Raw genomic sequence first — 14836 nt, 5'->3', positions numbered from 1 at the left:
CGCACCCTCCCGTAAGACTTGGACACAGGACGGCCATGACCTCGACCCCCGCCACGACAGGGCCCATCCACCTCACCGAGCGCGAGCCCGCCGTCTCGGGAGCCGAGATGGTCAGTGCTCTCGTGCCGCCTCCGCAGTTCGACGGCGCGACCTTCGAGTCCTACCGGGCGGATGCCGCGTACCCCTCGCAGCAGGAGGCGAAGGAACTGCTGCAGGCGTTCGCGGGCAGGCAGGCGACGCCGGCGAAGAAGGGCGGATTCTTCCGCCGGGCCGAGAAGGCGCCGCAGGTCAAGCCGGGCGTGTACCTCGACGGCGGTTTCGGTGTCGGAAAGACCCACCTGCTCGCCTCCATCTACCACGCGATGCCCGCCCGCCGGAAGTACTTCGGTTCGTTTATCGAATACACCGCGCTGGTGGGCGTGCTCGGCTATGCCAAGGCCGTCGAGCTGTTCCGCGGCTCCGACCTGCTCTGCATCGATGAGTTCGAGCTCGACGACCCGGGCGACACGATGGTGATGACGCGCCTGCTGGGCGAGCTGGTGGCATCCGGAACACGGCTCGCCGCGACCTCGAACACTCCTCCCAACGCGCTGGGCGAGGGTCGCTTCGCCGCTCAGGACTTCCTGCGCGAGATCCAGTCGATGTCCGACAGCTTCCGCACCATCCGCATCGACGGCACCGACTACCGCCAGCGCGCCATCGACGGCGCGGCCCGCGTGCTCGGCGACGACGAGTACCGACAGGCGGTGGATGCCGCCTCCGCCGGGGGAGTGGCATCCGATGACGCGTTCTCGGAGCTCGTGGGTCACCTCGCGCGCGTGCACCCCTCGCGGTTCATCCGCCTCATCGACGGCGTCACCACGATCGGCCTCCGCGATGTGGAGGTGCTGCACGACCAGTCGGCGGCGCTGCGCCTCGTCGCGTTCGTCGACCGGGCGTACGACGCACAGATCCCGATCCGCGCGACCGGCGTGCCCCTGAGCAGCGTGTTCAGCGACGAGATGCTGGGCGGCGGATATCGCAAGAAGTACCTGCGCGCGGTGTCGCGCATGGTGGCGCTCACGCATTCGTGAGTCGCTCATCAGCGGCCTGAAGGTGTGCGAAACGCAGTGTTTACCGGAGTGAGCTTCCTGTAACGTGCCCGAAACACGAGGCGAACGACGACGGTAACCGGGGGTGGGAACACTGAGGGGACCCGACGCTTTACCTGCGTCCCTGCAGAGAGGTTCCCTCCGAGATGGATCAAGGCAACACCGCATTCATCCTGATAGCAGCGGCACTCGTGCTGCTCATGACGCCAGGACTCGCATTCTTCTACGGCGGACTCGTCAAGGCCAAGAGCGTCATCAGCATGATGATGATGAGCTTCGGCGCGATGGGACTCATGGGCGTGCTGTGGGTGCTCTACGGGTACTCCATCGCCTTCCCCAGCACCGCTGAGGGCGCCACCCAGGTGCCCTGGACGATCGACTTCACCAACTTCGGCCTCGCCAGCGTGCTCGAGACGCCCGAGGGCGCGGCCTACCCGCCGCTGGCGTTCGTCGCCTTCCAGGCCACCTTCGCCATCATCACCGTCGCGCTCGTCTCGGGCGCCATCGCCGACCGCGCCAAGTTCGGCGCGTGGATGGTCTTCGCGGCCATCTGGGCCACGGTCGTGTACTTCCCCGTCGCCAGCTGGGTGTTCAACTTCGGCCTGGCCGATGACGGGTCGTTCTCGTACGGTGGCTGGATCACCCACGGCATGCAGGACGTCTTCGGCGTCGGCGCGATCGACTTCGCGGGCGGTACCGCGGTTCACATCAACGCCGGTGCCGCAGCACTCGCGCTCGCTCTGGTGCTCGGCAAGCGCGTCGGCTTCCAGAAGGGCGCGCACGTCCCCCACAACCCGCCGTTCGTTCTGCTGGGTGCGGGCCTGCTGTGGTTCGGATGGTTCGGCTTCAACGCCGGCTCCGAGCTCGCCGCCGACAACACCGCCGCCCTCGCGTTCGTCAACACGATCGCCGCTCCCGCCGCCGCTCTGCTCGCGTGGCTGATCGTGGAGAAGATCAAGGACGGCAAGCCCACCTCGGTCGGTGCCGCCTCCGGTGCCGTCGCGGGTCTGGTCGCCATCACTCCGGCCTGCGCCTCGCTGACGCCGGTCTGGGCGATCGTCCTCGGCCTCGTCGCCGGTGCCGTCTGCGCTCTCGCCATCGAGCTGAAGTTCAAGCTCGGCTTCGACGACTCGCTCGACGTGGTCGGCATCCACCTCGTCGGTGGTCTCATCGGAACGCTGTACCTCGGCATCTTCGCCAACGGCTCCGGTCTCATTTACAGCGGCTCGCTCACGCAGCTGCTCGTGCAGGCCATCGCCGCCTTCGCCGTGATGATCTACTCGTTCGTGCTCGCCTTCGTCATCGGGTTCGCGGTCGACAAGACCATCGGCTTCCGCGTGAAGAACGAGGACGAGATCGCCGGCATCGACACGGTCGTGCACGGTGAAGAGGGCTACGTGCTCTCCGACACCCGCGGCTGATCCGCTCCACCCCGCGCGGGGCGTCACCGACTCGTCGGTGGCGCCCCGTTCGTCGTGTCTAGGGTGGGCGGTATGGGAACCGCCTCACGCCTGATCTCGGCCGTCCTGGGCCTGCTGCGCCCGTCCGCACCCCAGGGGCGCCCGGCACCGGTCCGGCTCGCGCCGGAGAAGGCGTCACAGCGCCCGATGTCACCGCGGGGGAGCGAGACGGTCGAGATCGACCCGCCGCGTCGGCTGACGCTGAGCTACGCCCCGCAACGCGACAACGCGCCCGACGGCGGCGAGATCGTCTGGACCTGGGTGCCCTACGAGGAGCGCGACGGGCGCGGCAAGGACCGCCCCGTGCTCGTCATCGGCAGAGCGGATGCCACGCACTCGTACGCCGTGCGCCTGACGAGCAAGCCGCACGACGGCGACCGCCAGTACCTCGTGCTCGGCACGGGGGAATGGGACCCGCAGGGCCGTCCCTCGTGGATCGACGTCGAGCAGGTGTACCTCGTGCACGACGCGGGAATGCGCCGTGAGGCGGCCGCCCTGGACCGCAAGCGGTTCGACGCCGTCGCTGCAGCCCTCTCCGCGCGGTACGGGTGGCAGCGGGGCTGAAAGGCCGAGAGCCGGATGCCGCGGACATCGCCCCGGCGGCTGTCTCGGGTTATAGGCCAGAAAGTGTGTACGGGATGGTCGTTTAGCCGCGTGATTGCGCGGTGAAACGAGGATCGGTATGGTCCGCGACCCTTAGTCGTGGGCCTTCCGATGAATTCGACGACCTGTCTGGTATGTGGGTCGGTGCTGGTGAAGAACGGGCGGACGTCGGCAGGGACACAGAGATGGCGATGCCCGTCGTGCGGGGCATCCTCGACAAGGCGCCGCCCCGACGTCGCACGTCGAGAACAGCTCCGCCGTTTCGTGAACTGGATCGTGGGCAAGAACACCCAAGCCGAAACGGATGGGACAGCGTCAGGACGATCCTTCCGTCGTCAGTCTGCGTGGTGTTGGGAGTTGGTCCCCCGGCTGGGAAAGGCCGAGACGGTCCCACCACGCCGTCCTCGTCGATGGTGTCTGGGTGGGAACGTGGTGCCTACTGATCGCTCTCAGCGACACCGGCCGCGTCCTGGCCTGGCAGTGGTGCGCTCGCGAATCGACAGCCGCGTGGGCTGCGTTGTTGCAACAGGTTCCCGCGCCCGCCGTCCTCGTCTCCGACGGCGGTTCTGGGCTGCCCAGCGCGCTCAGACAATGCTGGCCAGAGACCGCGCACCAACGCTGCATCTTCCACCTACAACTGAACATCACCCGCCATTTGACGCGGCATCCGCGCACCCCCGCCGGACAAGCGTTACGACGCCTGGTGATAGATCTCAGTGCCGTCCGCGACGAGGCCGCCGCGATCGATTGGCAGCTCCGTCTCGAGCAGTGGTGGCAGGCCTTCGGTCACCTCACCCGGGAACGCACCATGTTCCGCAACGGACAGTGGGGCTTCACCCACGACCGGCTCCGCAAGGCATGGCTGCTCATGCGCCTGGTCACACGCCGCCAAACCCTGTTCACTCACATCGTCTACGGCACCCCCGCACGACTTCCGCACTAGAGAGCCTCAACGCACAGATCCGCGACCTACTGCGACGACACCGCGGCATGAGCGAAGAACACCGCCGCCGCGCGGTCGAATGGTTCCTCACCATCCGAGAAGTTCCCCCCGAGCACGCTCTCGACCTCGCACGCCCCACCGAGACCCCCATCCCGCAGGCACCCGCCGAAGAACCCCTCGGCCCCGCCCTCTACGACACAGGCCTCGACGCCACCGAAGGCCTCTGGCTCAGAACCGGATGGGCAGGACAAGGCTGACACGCCCGACCCATCCACACTTTTTGGCCGATAACCCGCTGTCTCGGCGCTAGGGGGGAAAATGACAAAGCCCCCGGCGAGCCGGGGGCTTGTGCGGTGGGCGATACCGGACTCGAACCGATGACCTCTTCCGTGTGAAGGAAGCGCGCTACCAACTGCGCCAATCGCCCGCATCCCGAACGGGACTCAACGATCGTACCGGATGCCGGAACGTGCTTCGGACCACCCACCCCGGACACACCCGGGCCGCGCGTGGTTTTGCGCGGACGCCCAGATCAGGTAATGTCTTACGAGTGCTCGGGGCAAGCCCCGGGAATGAAATGCGGATGTAGCGCAGTTGGTAGCGCACAACCTTGCCAAGGTTGGGGTCGCGAGTTCGAGTCTCGTCATCCGCTCGAGTGGAGGGATCTCCGTCTGGGAAACCGACGGAGCATCATGACACGTGGGTCGAACCACACACGGTGGCGTGGCCGAGCGGCTAGGCACCGGCCTGCAAAGCCGTTTACACGGGTTCGAATCCCGTCGCCACCTCAACTCACAATAGAACAGCCTGAATAGGCGCGATTGGCGCAGCGGTAGCGCGCTTCCCTGACACGGAAGAGGTCACTGGTTCGATCCCAGTATCGCGCACCATCACCCCAAAACCCCCGGTTCGCCGGGGGTTTTGTCGTTTGCGAGATGCTCGCCGACGAAGGCCCACCGCCCGTTCAGGTGGATTCTTGAAGGAGTCGGTCGCGGGAACGTCGCCGACTCCGTCCGAAGCAAGATCGGCGGCATGTCCCGCCGGCCCCGCGGTGCCGCTCGACAACAGAAATCGAGTCCGCTCCGTCTATCCCCCCTGAACCCGGGGACGACGCGCGCCAAGCCCGGCCCGGCCCCCACTGCGTCGACGACGGGAGGGTCGGGGGCGAAGTCGCAGTCGTCCATCGTGATCGGCGCAACCCTGACGGCCGCTGGTGGCGACTATCGATCGTCGCTCGCCCCAGCCGAGCCCGCGTCTTGGGCGTGTTGCTGGGGCAGCCGGTGCCGACGCTCAGACGCACGGGGGTCCCGAGATCGGGGGCGACGAACGCTTCCACGCCCCGTCGTCGCACAATCGCAGAGGCCACTTTGCCCGCAGCTACCGGGAGCGTCACTCGATCACTGCAGAGCGTGGCCTGCGGGAGAGTGTCGCCCCCGCCGCCAGTAAGGGGGGCTGCGGAGTGCCTGGCGGCGGGGACATGTAAAAGCTATCCCATGTCCGCCAAATGGGGGACACGGAATCGCCCATCTTGATCCGCTCCTCAGAAGACGTTGAGCTTGCGCGTCTCCGTCGTGCGCTGCATCTCGGTCGGGTGTCCACCGGCGCCGCAGGAGCATCACGTCGTCGAGGATGCGGTCCCGTCCGGCACCCCGCCGGCGACCGCCTAGCGGAGGAGCGCTCGTACGCGAGACGACGGCGCACACGGCGGTGCTCTGGCTCCGGGCCGGAGACATGATTGTCCCCGCCGCAGCTGGAACGGGTGTGGGGTCTACCGGGCGGCGGGGACAGCTCGAAGCTAGGGCATGAGCATCCCGTCGACAGGGCGTTTCGCGGAGCCTTGCATCTTCCTTGTGCTCGTCTTGAGGTTCATCGCTCGCGGCAAGGGGCGGGACGGCGCGAGGAGGGGTCCCGCCAGGTTCGAACGCCCCCGCTTTCGGCTCGGTCGCGACCAGTAGCCTCAGCACCATGACTGTTCCCGACACCCTGTGGCGTGAGATCTCGGCATCCCCGTTCGTCTCTCTCGGCACCTACCGCCGCAATGGCGCCCTCGTCGCCGTGCCCGTGTGGATCGCCCGCGACGGCGACGAGCTCGTGGTCACGAGTGAGCGTACGACGGGCAAGGTGAAGCGGCTCCGAAACGACGCGCGCGTGGCCCTGCGCCCCTGCAGCCGGATGGGCGCAGTCGAGCCGGATGCCATCACCGTCGAGGCGCAGGGACGGATCGCGGGGCCGGCCACCGACGACGCGAGGGCCGATCACGCACTCCGCCGCAAGTACGGACTGCAATACCGGGCCATCCTCGGGTTCGAGTCGCTGGTCCGTCGAGTGCAGCGCAAGCCCGGCGACCGCGTCATCATCCGCATCTCCCGCTCCGCCTGAGCACCTCGGAGGACGCAGGGACGAAACGCGCTATCCGCAAAGCGATGGAGCTCGCAAGGGGGTTTGCGAGCGGCATCGCCGCGCGAGACAGTGCTACGAGAGAACAGCGGTCTCGCCCCCGGGTTCCACGCCCTCCTCTCGCTCGGAGACGCGCACGGTGGTGGTGGCCGCGTAAGGGGGCAGCATGGGCAAGTTCATCTATGACGGCAACATCAAGGTCGACTTCGAGGACCGCCTCCTCGCCCACCTGCAGGCCGTGATCATGGCCAAAGTGCGTCGAGGGGAGAGTTTCCCCTTCACGTGGAAAGACGACATCAGCACGGGCGGCGGTCGCACGACCGTGTACATCCACCCGAATGTCTCACTGGTGTTCAAATACCACGGCAGCCGTTCGCCGCAGATGAGTCCCGCCTGGCTTCACGCCCTCACCTACAACGCGAACTCCGGCCGAGGGCTCTACGTCATCCCGGAGCCCGACGAGTTCAGCCCGCGGGAGAGTCTGCAACGCGAAGAAATGGTCTTCCGCGAGGTACCCAACGACCAAGCTCCCGAGACCGCGCGATCCTGACGAGGGAATGCAGCGGATCGGCTGGGCCGTTGTGTCCTGCATGACCGACTGGACCGAGGCCAAGCCGTACTTCGAGACGAATGCCGTCGCACACCTCGCGACACTGATGCGAGACGGGTCTCCGCACTCCATCCCGCTGTGGGTGGGCGTCGAGGGAGACCGACTCGCGATCTTCACCGAAGTCGACACGCTCAAGGATCGGAACCTCCGCCGCGACCCACGCGTCGCGATCTCGGTGACCGGCGCCGACAACCCGTACGCGATGGCCTTCGTACGCGGAGAGGCGGTCGAGCGCATCGCCGGTGACGACGCGTTGCCATATGTCGACCGCATATCGGCGATCTATACGGGCAGCCCGTACGAGATGCGCGAGGGGCTGGCCGTCTGGCTCATCGAGCCGAGCAAGGCGTGGGCGCGCGCGTACGAAGACTGAGCAGGAACGCTGCCGTCGCCGGAAGGCTCACCGCGCCAGCGGCAGCACGCCCAGCAGCAGGATGAGCGGTGCGATCACGGCGCCGAGCACGATGAAGCGGCTCCACTTCACTTCGACCCCGGCGGCGACGAGCCTCTCGTGCCACAGCAGTGTCGCCAGCGACGCCCACGGAGTGACGATGGGTCCGGCGTTGACACCCACCAGCAGGGCCGCGAGACGCGCGGGGGAGCCCGCGACCGACTCCAACGCCAGGTAAGCCGGCAGGTTGTTGATGCCGTTCGCGGCCAGTGCGCCCACCCCGGCGAGTTGCCACAACGACACGAGATCGTCGCCCGTGCCGGCGAGCACCGTCGTCACCCGGCCGATGCCGAGCGCCTCCAGCGTGCCGACGGCGAGGAAGAGGCCACCCGCGAACACCAACAGCGACCAGGGCACGAGACGGATGCCGAGACCCCGCGGCGCACGCCACGCGAACGCCACCGCCAGCACGAGGGCGGCGCCGAGTGCCGGCATCCACGGTTCGAGACCCACCACGAGCAGCGGCAGGAGCGCGAGCGTGACGACGCCGGCGACGCGCAGGAGCACCGGGTCGGAGACCGTGGGCGAGGCGGCATCCGGGTACGTCTTCGGAAGACGGCGCAGGAACACCAGGGTGAGCACCACGACCGATACCGCGATCGCGATGAACGCCGAGGGGCCCAGCAGCGCGAGGAACGCGACGGGGTCGTGCCCGCCGCCGAGGGCTTCGGATGCCAGCAGGTTGGTCAGGTTCGACACCGGCAGCACGAGGGATGCGGTGTTGGCCAACACCACCGTGACGAAAGCGAAGGGGAGGGGGTCGAGCTTGCGCGCCGCCGCCATCGAGATGACGACCGGCGTCAGCAGCACCGCCGTCGTGTCGAGCGAGAGGAACGCCGTCGCCACCGTCGCCAGAGCCACGACGAGCACCCACAGCCAGACCGTGCGTCCGCGCGCGACGCGCGCCAAGCGCGCGGCGACGACGTCGAAGAGTCCGGCCTTGGATGCCAGCTCCGCCACGACCGTGACGGCGACGACGAACAGCAGGATCGGCCACACCCGGTCGGCGACGGCCAAGGCGTCGCTCGCGGGGAAGGCGCCGGTGAGCAGCGCGATGATCCCGAGGATCCAGAGCACGCCGCCGATGATGGCCAGAGTCACCGCTCCACTATGGGGCACACCCGGTGCGATCGAGGCCACGGCCGCCCGGTAGCCTGGAATGGACCCCTTCAGGAGATGCGCTGTGACTGATTTTCCCGCCGATGGCTTCGCCCTCTTCCCCGACCGTTCGGTCGTCGCGCTGCGCGTGAACGGTGAGCTGAAAGACCTGGCCACGACCGTGACCGCCGACGACGCCGTCGAGCCGGTCACGATCGACAGCGCCGACGGCCTCTCGATCCTTCGTCACTCGACGGCCCACGTGCTCGCGCAGGCGGTCCAGCGCGTCAAGCCGCAGACGAACCTCGGGATCGGCCCGCCGGTCACCGACGGCTTTTATTACGACTTCCAGGTCGACGAGCCCTTCACCCCCGACGACCTGAAGGTCATCAAGAAGGAGATGGAGCGCATCGTCCGCGAGAACCAGCGGTTCGTGCGTCGCGTCGTCACCGACGACGAGGCTCGCGCCGAACTCGCCGACGAGCCGTTCAAGCTCGAGCTGATCGGACTCAAGGGCGGGTCGGCCGAGGCCGCCGAGGGTGCGTCCGTCGAAGTGGGCGCCGGTGAGCTGACCATCTACGACAACGTCACCCGCGACGGCGAGACCGCGTGGAAAGACCTCTGCCGAGGACCGCACGTGCCCGGCACGCGTCTGATCGGTAACGGCTGGGACCTCACGCGTATCGCCGGCGCTTACTGGCGCGGCAGTGAGAAGAACCCGCAGCTGCAGCGCATCTACGGCACCGCGTGGCCGACGAAAGATGAGCTGCGCGCCTACCAGCACCGTCTGGAGGAGGCCGCCAAGCGCGACCACCGCAAGCTGGGCAAGGAGCTCGATCTCTTCTCGTTCCCCGACGAGATCGGCCCTGGTCTGTCGGTGTTCCACCCCAAGGGCGGAATCATCCGCTACGAGATCGAGCGCTACATGCGCGAGCGTCTGCTTGCCAGCGGCTACGAGGTCGTCAACACTCCGCATATCACCAAGGGCGACCTGTTCATGACGAGCGGCCACCTGCAGTGGTACGCCGACGGCATGTACCCCCCGATGGTGCTCGACGAGGTCGTGGATGCCGACGGGCACGTTTCTCGCGAGGGCCAGGAGTACTACCTCAAGCCCATGAACTGCCCGTTCCACAACCTCATCTTCCGCTCGCGTGGACGCAGTTATCGGGAACTCCCGTTGCGCTTGAGCGAGTTCGGGTCGGTCTACCGCTACGAGAAGAGCGGCACCCTGTCGGGTCTCACGCGCGTGCGCGGCATGACCCAGGACGACACGCACATCTACGTCACCGCCGACCAGGTCAAGGGCGAGCTGACCCACAGCCTCGACTTCGTGCTGCAGACGCTGCGGGATTACGGCCTGAACGACTTCTACCTCGAGCTGTCCACGAAAGAAGAGGGCAATCCGAAGTTCATCGGCGACGACACCCTCTGGGCCGAGGCGACCGAGACCCTTCGCGAGGTCGCCGAGGCCTCGGGCCTCGAGCTCGTTCCCGACCCGGGCGGGGCGGCGTTCTACGGCCCGAAGATCTCGGTGCAGGCGCGCGACGCGATCGGCCGTACGTGGCAGATGTCGACGATCCAGCTCGACTTCAACCAGCCCGAGCGCTTCGAGCTCGAGTACACCGGACCCGACGGCGAGAAGCACCGCCCCGTCATGATCCACCGTGCCCTCTTCGGCTCGGTCGAGCGATTCTTCGCGATTCTGCTCGAGCACTACGCCGGGGCGTTTCCGGTCTGGCTCGCGCCCGTGCAGGTCGTGGCCGTCCCGGTCGCCGCCGAGTACGGCGACTACCTCCAAGGGATCGTCGCCGGCTTGAAGGCCGCGGGCGTCCGCGCCGAGGCCGACCACAGCGATGACCGCATGCAGAAGAAGATCCGCACGCACACCACGCAGAAGGTCCCGCTCATGCTGATCGCCGGCGAGCAGGACCGCTCGAACGGCACCGTCTCGTTCCGTTTCCGCGACGGCACGCAGCTCAACGGCATCCCCGTCGACGAAGCCGTGGCGCACATCACCGGCGCGATCGCCGCGCGCACCCTGGTGAACACCGCCGAGGATCTGGCGTGACGAACGACCCCGACGACGCTGCAACGCGGTCCGTCCCTGGGGATCACGCAGCGACGGACGAGGTGCCGGCTGACGCGCCTCCGACGGATGCCGAGCTCGTCGATGCCGCGTCCCTCCCGGGGGTGCCCGACGAGTTCCAGCGCCTGTGGACACCGCACCGCATGGCGTACATCTCCGCCGGGCGTGAGCCGATGGAGAAGAACTGCCCGTTCTGCGCGGCGCCGGACAAATCCGACGAGGACGGTCTGATCGTCGCACGCGGTACCACGGCCTACGTTCTGCTCAACCTCTTCCCCTACAACTCCGGGCACCTGCTCGTCTGCCCTTATCGGCACATCGCCACGTACGACCAGGCGACCGACGAAGAGGTGGCGGAGATCGGCGCATTGACGCAGCGCGGTATGCGGGTACTGCGCGCGGTATCGCGGTGCGACGGGTTCAACCTGGGCATGAACCAGGGCGCGATCGCCGGCGCCGGCGTCGACGCGCACCTGCACCAGCACATCGTTCCGCGCTGGGCATCCGACGCCAACTTCTTCCCGATCATCGCCAAGACCAAGGCGCTGCCGCAGCTTCTGGGCGACGTGCGTCGCACTGTCGCCGGGGCATGGGGCGCATGAGCCGTCAGGCGAACCGGGAAGCATGACTCGCGGCCGGCGCTCCTGCACCTCATTCGACGAGGGAGCCGCAAACGGCCCGCACCGCGCGCTTTCGTCGCCGCTCGAGTTTCTGACCCGCGTCCACATTCGACCTTGACAGGGCCGGAACCGATGCGACAGGGTGGCCGATAAGCGAAGTGTTAGCGTGAACATGGACGTTCCCGCTTCGTGATGATCGCGTCCCCCCGGCGATATCGTCACCCGATGAGATCGGCGACCCCTGCGTTCCTATGGCGCGGGGAGGAGGCGCACCCGCGCGTCCGACACCGCCTCGCCCGGCCGTCCGACGAGCGTCGAACACCCTCAGATCACCGCGCCGGTGGTCCGACGATCCGAAAGGCACACCATGTCACGGACGACGACGTCCCCGACGAAACCCCCCACGACGCGAAGCAGGAAGGTGAAAGCACTCGCCGCCGTCTTCGCATCCCTCGTCATCGGCCTGACGACCCTCGGAGCGGCCACGCCCGCCGCGGCCGCCGCGCCGGTCGGTACAGGCTCCAACCAGGAGATCCGCAACCAGCAGAACACCCTCTGCATGGACGACTACGCCTTCAACACCCAGCCCGGCGCGGAGGTGCGTCAGTGGACGTGCCTCGAGGGGCAGAACCAGCTGTGGGCGGTCACCGACCTCGGCAACGGTTACGCCGAGATCAAGAACCGATACAGCAACCTCTGCCTCGACAACTTCAACTTCGCCACCGCACCCGGATCCGAGGTGCGTCAGTGGACGTGCTCGCGTAACAACGTGCAGCAGTGGCAGTTGGCCGACGTGGGCGGCGGCTGGACCGAGATCCGCAACAGGCACAACAACCTCTGCCTGCAGAGCGTCGCCTCGCCGGTCGACGGTGGCCTGCTCTCGCAGCAGAACTGCGACGGCTCGGGGGTTCAGCGCTGGCGGCTCACCGACCCGAACGTGTCGAAGATGACCTACACGCTGGCCAGGTCGTCGAACCCGTCCGCCGATGAGATCGACGCCTACGCGCGCATCACCGACGCGATGGACCGCGCCGTCGCCCGCTACAACAAATTCAACAACACCCAGCGTCAGCTGTGGGTCTCGTACGACCCGGGCGTGCAGACCGCGGATGCCACCATTTACGGCAACATCCGCTTCGGTGCCAACCGCGGCTTCATGCAGGAGGGCACCGCACTGCACGAGATCGCGCACACCGTCGGCGTGGGCACCGCATGGAACTTCCAGAGCAAGGTCGACGCACAGGACTGGCCCGCCGCCTTGCCGCTGCTGCGCACGTGGGACGGCCCCGACGCGCGGATCAACGGCGGCGGAAGCCACATGTGGCCCTACGGTCTCAACTACTCGAACGAGTACTCTGAGCTGAACTTCGACCGTCACGTGCGTCTGGTGCAGGCGATGCACCACGACGGACTCTGACGCTTCGGCTCAGGCACCACGGCTCCGGGGCCGACCGTTCTGCGAGCGGCCGGTCTCGGAGCCATCCCGTGCGGGCCACCCCGCGGAGCACGCGAAGAGTGCTCAGCGCACCTGCCGCACGCCGAACTGCAGGCGCGGGTGGGCGTAGGCCTCCTGGGATTCGATGAGACGGAGCTCACGCGATCCCGACTCGTACGTGTTGGTGAGCAGATCGAAGACACTGGATGCCGTGCGCGCGAGCGCGTCGGCCGCGTCGCCGCCGCTGCGGCGGTAGTGCGCGGTGAACAGCGCGGCGGTGACGTCGCCCGAGCCGTTGGCCTTCATCGGGATGAGCGGGGTCTGCACGATCCAGGCGCCGCTGTCGTCGACGACCATCATCTCGATGGTGTCCGCCTCACGGTCGGGGCGCTCGACGCTCGTCACGAGGATGGTCCGCGGCCCGCGGGCGCGCAGCACGTCGGCGGATTCCAGGGTCGAGTCGATGCTCCCGGGCTCGGTGCCCGTCAAGAAGCCCAGCTCGAACTGGTTCGGGGTCAGGATGTCGGCGACAGGCACGACCCGCTCACGCAGCAGCTCGGGGATGGCGGGGGCCACGAAGCATCCCGACTTGGCGTTGCCCATGACGGGATCGCAGGCGTAGACGGCATCCGGGTTCGCCTTCTTCACCCTCGCGACGGTGTCGATGATCACATCGGCGATGCCCTCGCCACCCTGGTAGCCCGAGAGCACCACGTCGATCTCGGGGAACACCCCGCGGTCTTCGATGCCGGCGATCACCGCCGCCACGTCGTCGGGGGAGATGAGCGGACCCCGCCACGCGCCGTAACCGGTGTGGTTGGAGAAGTTGACCGTGTACACGGGGAGAACCTCGACGCCGATGCGCTGGAGGGGGAAGACCGCGGCCGAGTTGCCGACGTGCCCGTACGCGACGGCGGACTGGATCGAGAGAACCTTCATGCCTCGATCCTTCCACTTCGCACGCTCGAGCGACGCGTGCCCGCGGCGACGGCCATGTCGTCGGCGAGGGCCGCGGCCGACGAATCGTCGAGGTCGTGCACGGTGAGCCGCAGGAACGCCCCCGCGTGATCGGGGGAGAGGAAGAACGGGTCGCCCTCGCGCACGAGCCAGCCCCGTCGCATGAGCTCCTCGCGCACGCCCGCCGCCGGAGCGGGCAGCGGCACCCACAGGTTGAGCCCGTCGCCGGGGGTGGTGGGGAGTCCCCGTTCCGTGAGCGCCCGCGCGAACGCGGCGTTGCGCTCGGCGTAATGCTGGGCCGCGCGCTCGATGTCGGCGCGGACGGCGTCGTCGGTCACCAGCGCGAGGGTCAGTCGCTGCAGGATGTGGCTCACCCAGGTGGTGCCCGGGGTCAGACGCACAGCGAGACCGTCGGCGGTGTCGGGATCGGATGCCGTGACGGCGAGGCACGTGTCGGGCCCGAGGAACTTCGACATCGACCGGATGCGCGCCCACCTCCGCTGCGCGGGACCGATGACCGAATGCAGCGGCGACCGAGAGAGGAGCGAGAAGTGGTCGTCTTCGATGACGAGCACGTACGGGTGGTCTTCGAGAACCGCCCGCAGGGACGCCGCGCGCCCGACGCTCAAGCTCGCGCCGGTGGGGTTGTGCGCGCGCGGAGTGCAGATGACGGCCCGCACCCCCGCCTCGAGCGCGGCGCGGAGTCCGTCGACGGTCATGCCCTCGGCATCCACCGCGACGGGGACGGCCCGGTAGCCGCCGGTGCGCACGGTGTGCAGGGCCGAGAGGAAACACGGGTCTTCCAGCGCGACCGCGTCGTCACGCTGAAGGGCCTGGGCGAGCAGGCGCTCGATCGCGTCGCTCGCGCCGCTCGTGACAGTGATGCGCACGTCGTCGTGAGGGAGCTGATCGGTCATCCACCGGCGCGCCCACGCTTCGAGGCCGGGGTCGATGACCGGCTCGCCGTACAGCACCGGCCGGGTGGAGCGGGCGAGGGCCGCGGTCGGATCCGGGATGCGGGCGGGGTCGGGGTTGCCCGTGCCGACGTCGCGCAGCACGGTGTCGGGCGCATAGCCCTCCTG

At 68.0% G+C, this 14836-nt stretch carries 14 protein-coding genes and 4 tRNA genes; 14 read left to right on the top strand and 4 right to left on the bottom strand.

What is annotated here, in order from left to right; all coding sequences use genetic code 11:
• Nucleotides 1-35 precede the first annotated feature (35 nt).
• The 5 genes from zapE to RWP81_RS01735 all read left to right on the top strand — a co-directional run bounded on the left by zapE (nt 36) and on the right by RWP81_RS01735 (nt 4354).
• The gene (zapE, locus tag RWP81_RS01760; RefSeq protein WP_314451649.1) at nt 36-1073 is read left to right on the top strand and encodes a cell division protein ZapE; all 1038 of its coding nucleotides are present in this window, start codon (nt 36-38) and stop codon (nt 1071-1073) included.
• Nucleotides 1074-1237: 164 nt separating this feature from the next.
• Complete coding sequence (locus RWP81_RS01755) at nt 1238-2512, top strand: ammonium transporter (protein WP_314451646.1); 1275 nt, start codon at nt 1238-1240, stop codon at nt 2510-2512.
• 72 nt (nt 2513-2584) lie between these two features.
• Entirely contained in the window at nt 2585-3115 is a 531-nt protein-coding gene (locus RWP81_RS01750; protein ID WP_314451644.1) for a type II toxin-antitoxin system PemK/MazF family toxin, read from the top strand.
• A gap of 343 nt (nt 3116-3458) precedes the next feature.
• Nucleotides 3459-4097, top strand: coding sequence for a transposase (locus RWP81_RS01740; protein ID WP_314451642.1), 639 nt, complete (start codon nt 3459-3461; stop codon nt 4095-4097).
• Nucleotides 4098-4144: 47 nt separating this feature from the next.
• Nucleotides 4145-4354, top strand: a complete 210-nt coding sequence (locus RWP81_RS01735; RefSeq protein ID WP_314451671.1) for a hypothetical protein — start codon at nt 4145-4147, stop codon at nt 4352-4354.
• A 97-nt stretch (nt 4355-4451) separates the two neighbouring features.
• Here RWP81_RS01735 and RWP81_RS01730 read toward each other — a convergent pair.
• Nucleotides 4452-4524: transfer RNA gene (locus RWP81_RS01730), tRNA-Val, on the bottom strand.
• 152 nt (nt 4525-4676) lie between these two features.
• Here RWP81_RS01730 and RWP81_RS01725 point away from each other — a divergent pair.
• The 6 genes from RWP81_RS01725 to RWP81_RS01700 all read left to right on the top strand — a co-directional run bounded on the left by RWP81_RS01725 (nt 4677) and on the right by RWP81_RS01700 (nt 7477).
• Nucleotides 4677-4749 (top strand) — tRNA-Gly (locus RWP81_RS01725).
• Nucleotides 4750-4814: 65 nt separating this feature from the next.
• Nucleotides 4815-4885 (top strand) — tRNA-Cys (locus RWP81_RS01720).
• Nucleotides 4886-4912: 27 nt separating this feature from the next.
• A tRNA-Val gene (locus tag RWP81_RS01715) sits at nt 4913-4987 on the top strand.
• Nucleotides 4988-6062: 1075 nt separating this feature from the next.
• Nucleotides 6063-6476 (top strand): PPOX class F420-dependent oxidoreductase, encoded by a 414-nt coding sequence (locus tag RWP81_RS01710; protein ID WP_314451640.1) that lies wholly within the window; start codon nt 6063-6065, stop codon nt 6474-6476.
• A 184-nt stretch (nt 6477-6660) separates the two neighbouring features.
• Nucleotides 6661-7044 carry a hypothetical protein gene (locus RWP81_RS01705; protein WP_055954711.1) on the top strand — a complete coding sequence of 128 codons (384 nt, stop codon included), beginning with the start codon at nt 6661-6663 and terminating at the stop codon, nt 7042-7044.
• Nucleotides 7045-7084: 40 nt separating this feature from the next.
• Nucleotides 7085-7477 (top strand): TIGR03618 family F420-dependent PPOX class oxidoreductase, encoded by a 393-nt coding sequence (locus RWP81_RS01700; RefSeq protein ID WP_314451637.1) that lies wholly within the window; start codon nt 7085-7087, stop codon nt 7475-7477.
• A 27-nt stretch (nt 7478-7504) separates the two neighbouring features.
• On the opposite strand, the gene RWP81_RS01695 is transcribed toward RWP81_RS01700, so the two are convergent.
• Nucleotides 7505-8656, bottom strand: a complete 1152-nt coding sequence (locus tag RWP81_RS01695) for an SLC13 family permease (RefSeq protein WP_314451635.1) — start codon at nt 8654-8656, stop codon at nt 7505-7507.
• Between the two features lie 58 nt (nt 8657-8714).
• On the opposite strand from RWP81_RS01695, the gene thrS reads away from it, so the two are divergent.
• From thrS to RWP81_RS01680, 3 genes are all read left to right on the top strand, one after another.
• Complete coding sequence (gene thrS / locus RWP81_RS01690) at nt 8715-10724, top strand: threonine--tRNA ligase (protein ID WP_399540525.1); 2010 nt, start codon at nt 8715-8717, stop codon at nt 10722-10724.
• 62 nt (nt 10725-10786) lie between these two features.
• Entirely contained in the window at nt 10787-11344 is a 558-nt protein-coding gene (locus tag RWP81_RS01685) for an HIT domain-containing protein (protein ID WP_314451670.1), read from the top strand.
• 439 nt (nt 11345-11783) lie between these two features.
• Nucleotides 11784-12779, top strand: a complete 996-nt coding sequence (locus RWP81_RS01680; RefSeq protein WP_314451631.1) for an RICIN domain-containing protein — start codon at nt 11784-11786, stop codon at nt 12777-12779.
• A 102-nt stretch (nt 12780-12881) separates the two neighbouring features.
• On the opposite strand, the gene pdxY is transcribed toward RWP81_RS01680, so the two are convergent.
• Both pdxY and RWP81_RS01670 read right to left on the bottom strand, forming a co-directional pair.
• Nucleotides 12882-13736, bottom strand: coding sequence for a pyridoxal kinase PdxY (pdxY, locus tag RWP81_RS01675; protein ID WP_314451629.1), 855 nt, complete (start codon nt 13734-13736; stop codon nt 12882-12884).
• A partial coding sequence (locus RWP81_RS01670; RefSeq protein WP_314451627.1) for an aminotransferase class I/II-fold pyridoxal phosphate-dependent enzyme occupies nt 13733-14836 on the bottom strand: 1104 nt, incomplete at its 5' end. The genes RWP81_RS01670 and pdxY, both read right to left, overlap by 4 nt.

Source organism: uncultured Microbacterium sp. (assembly GCF_963521695.1).
In the GTDB taxonomy this organism is placed as follows: domain Bacteria; phylum Actinomycetota; class Actinomycetes; order Actinomycetales; family Microbacteriaceae; genus Microbacterium.
This window is presented reverse-complemented; position numbering and strand designations above follow the sequence as displayed.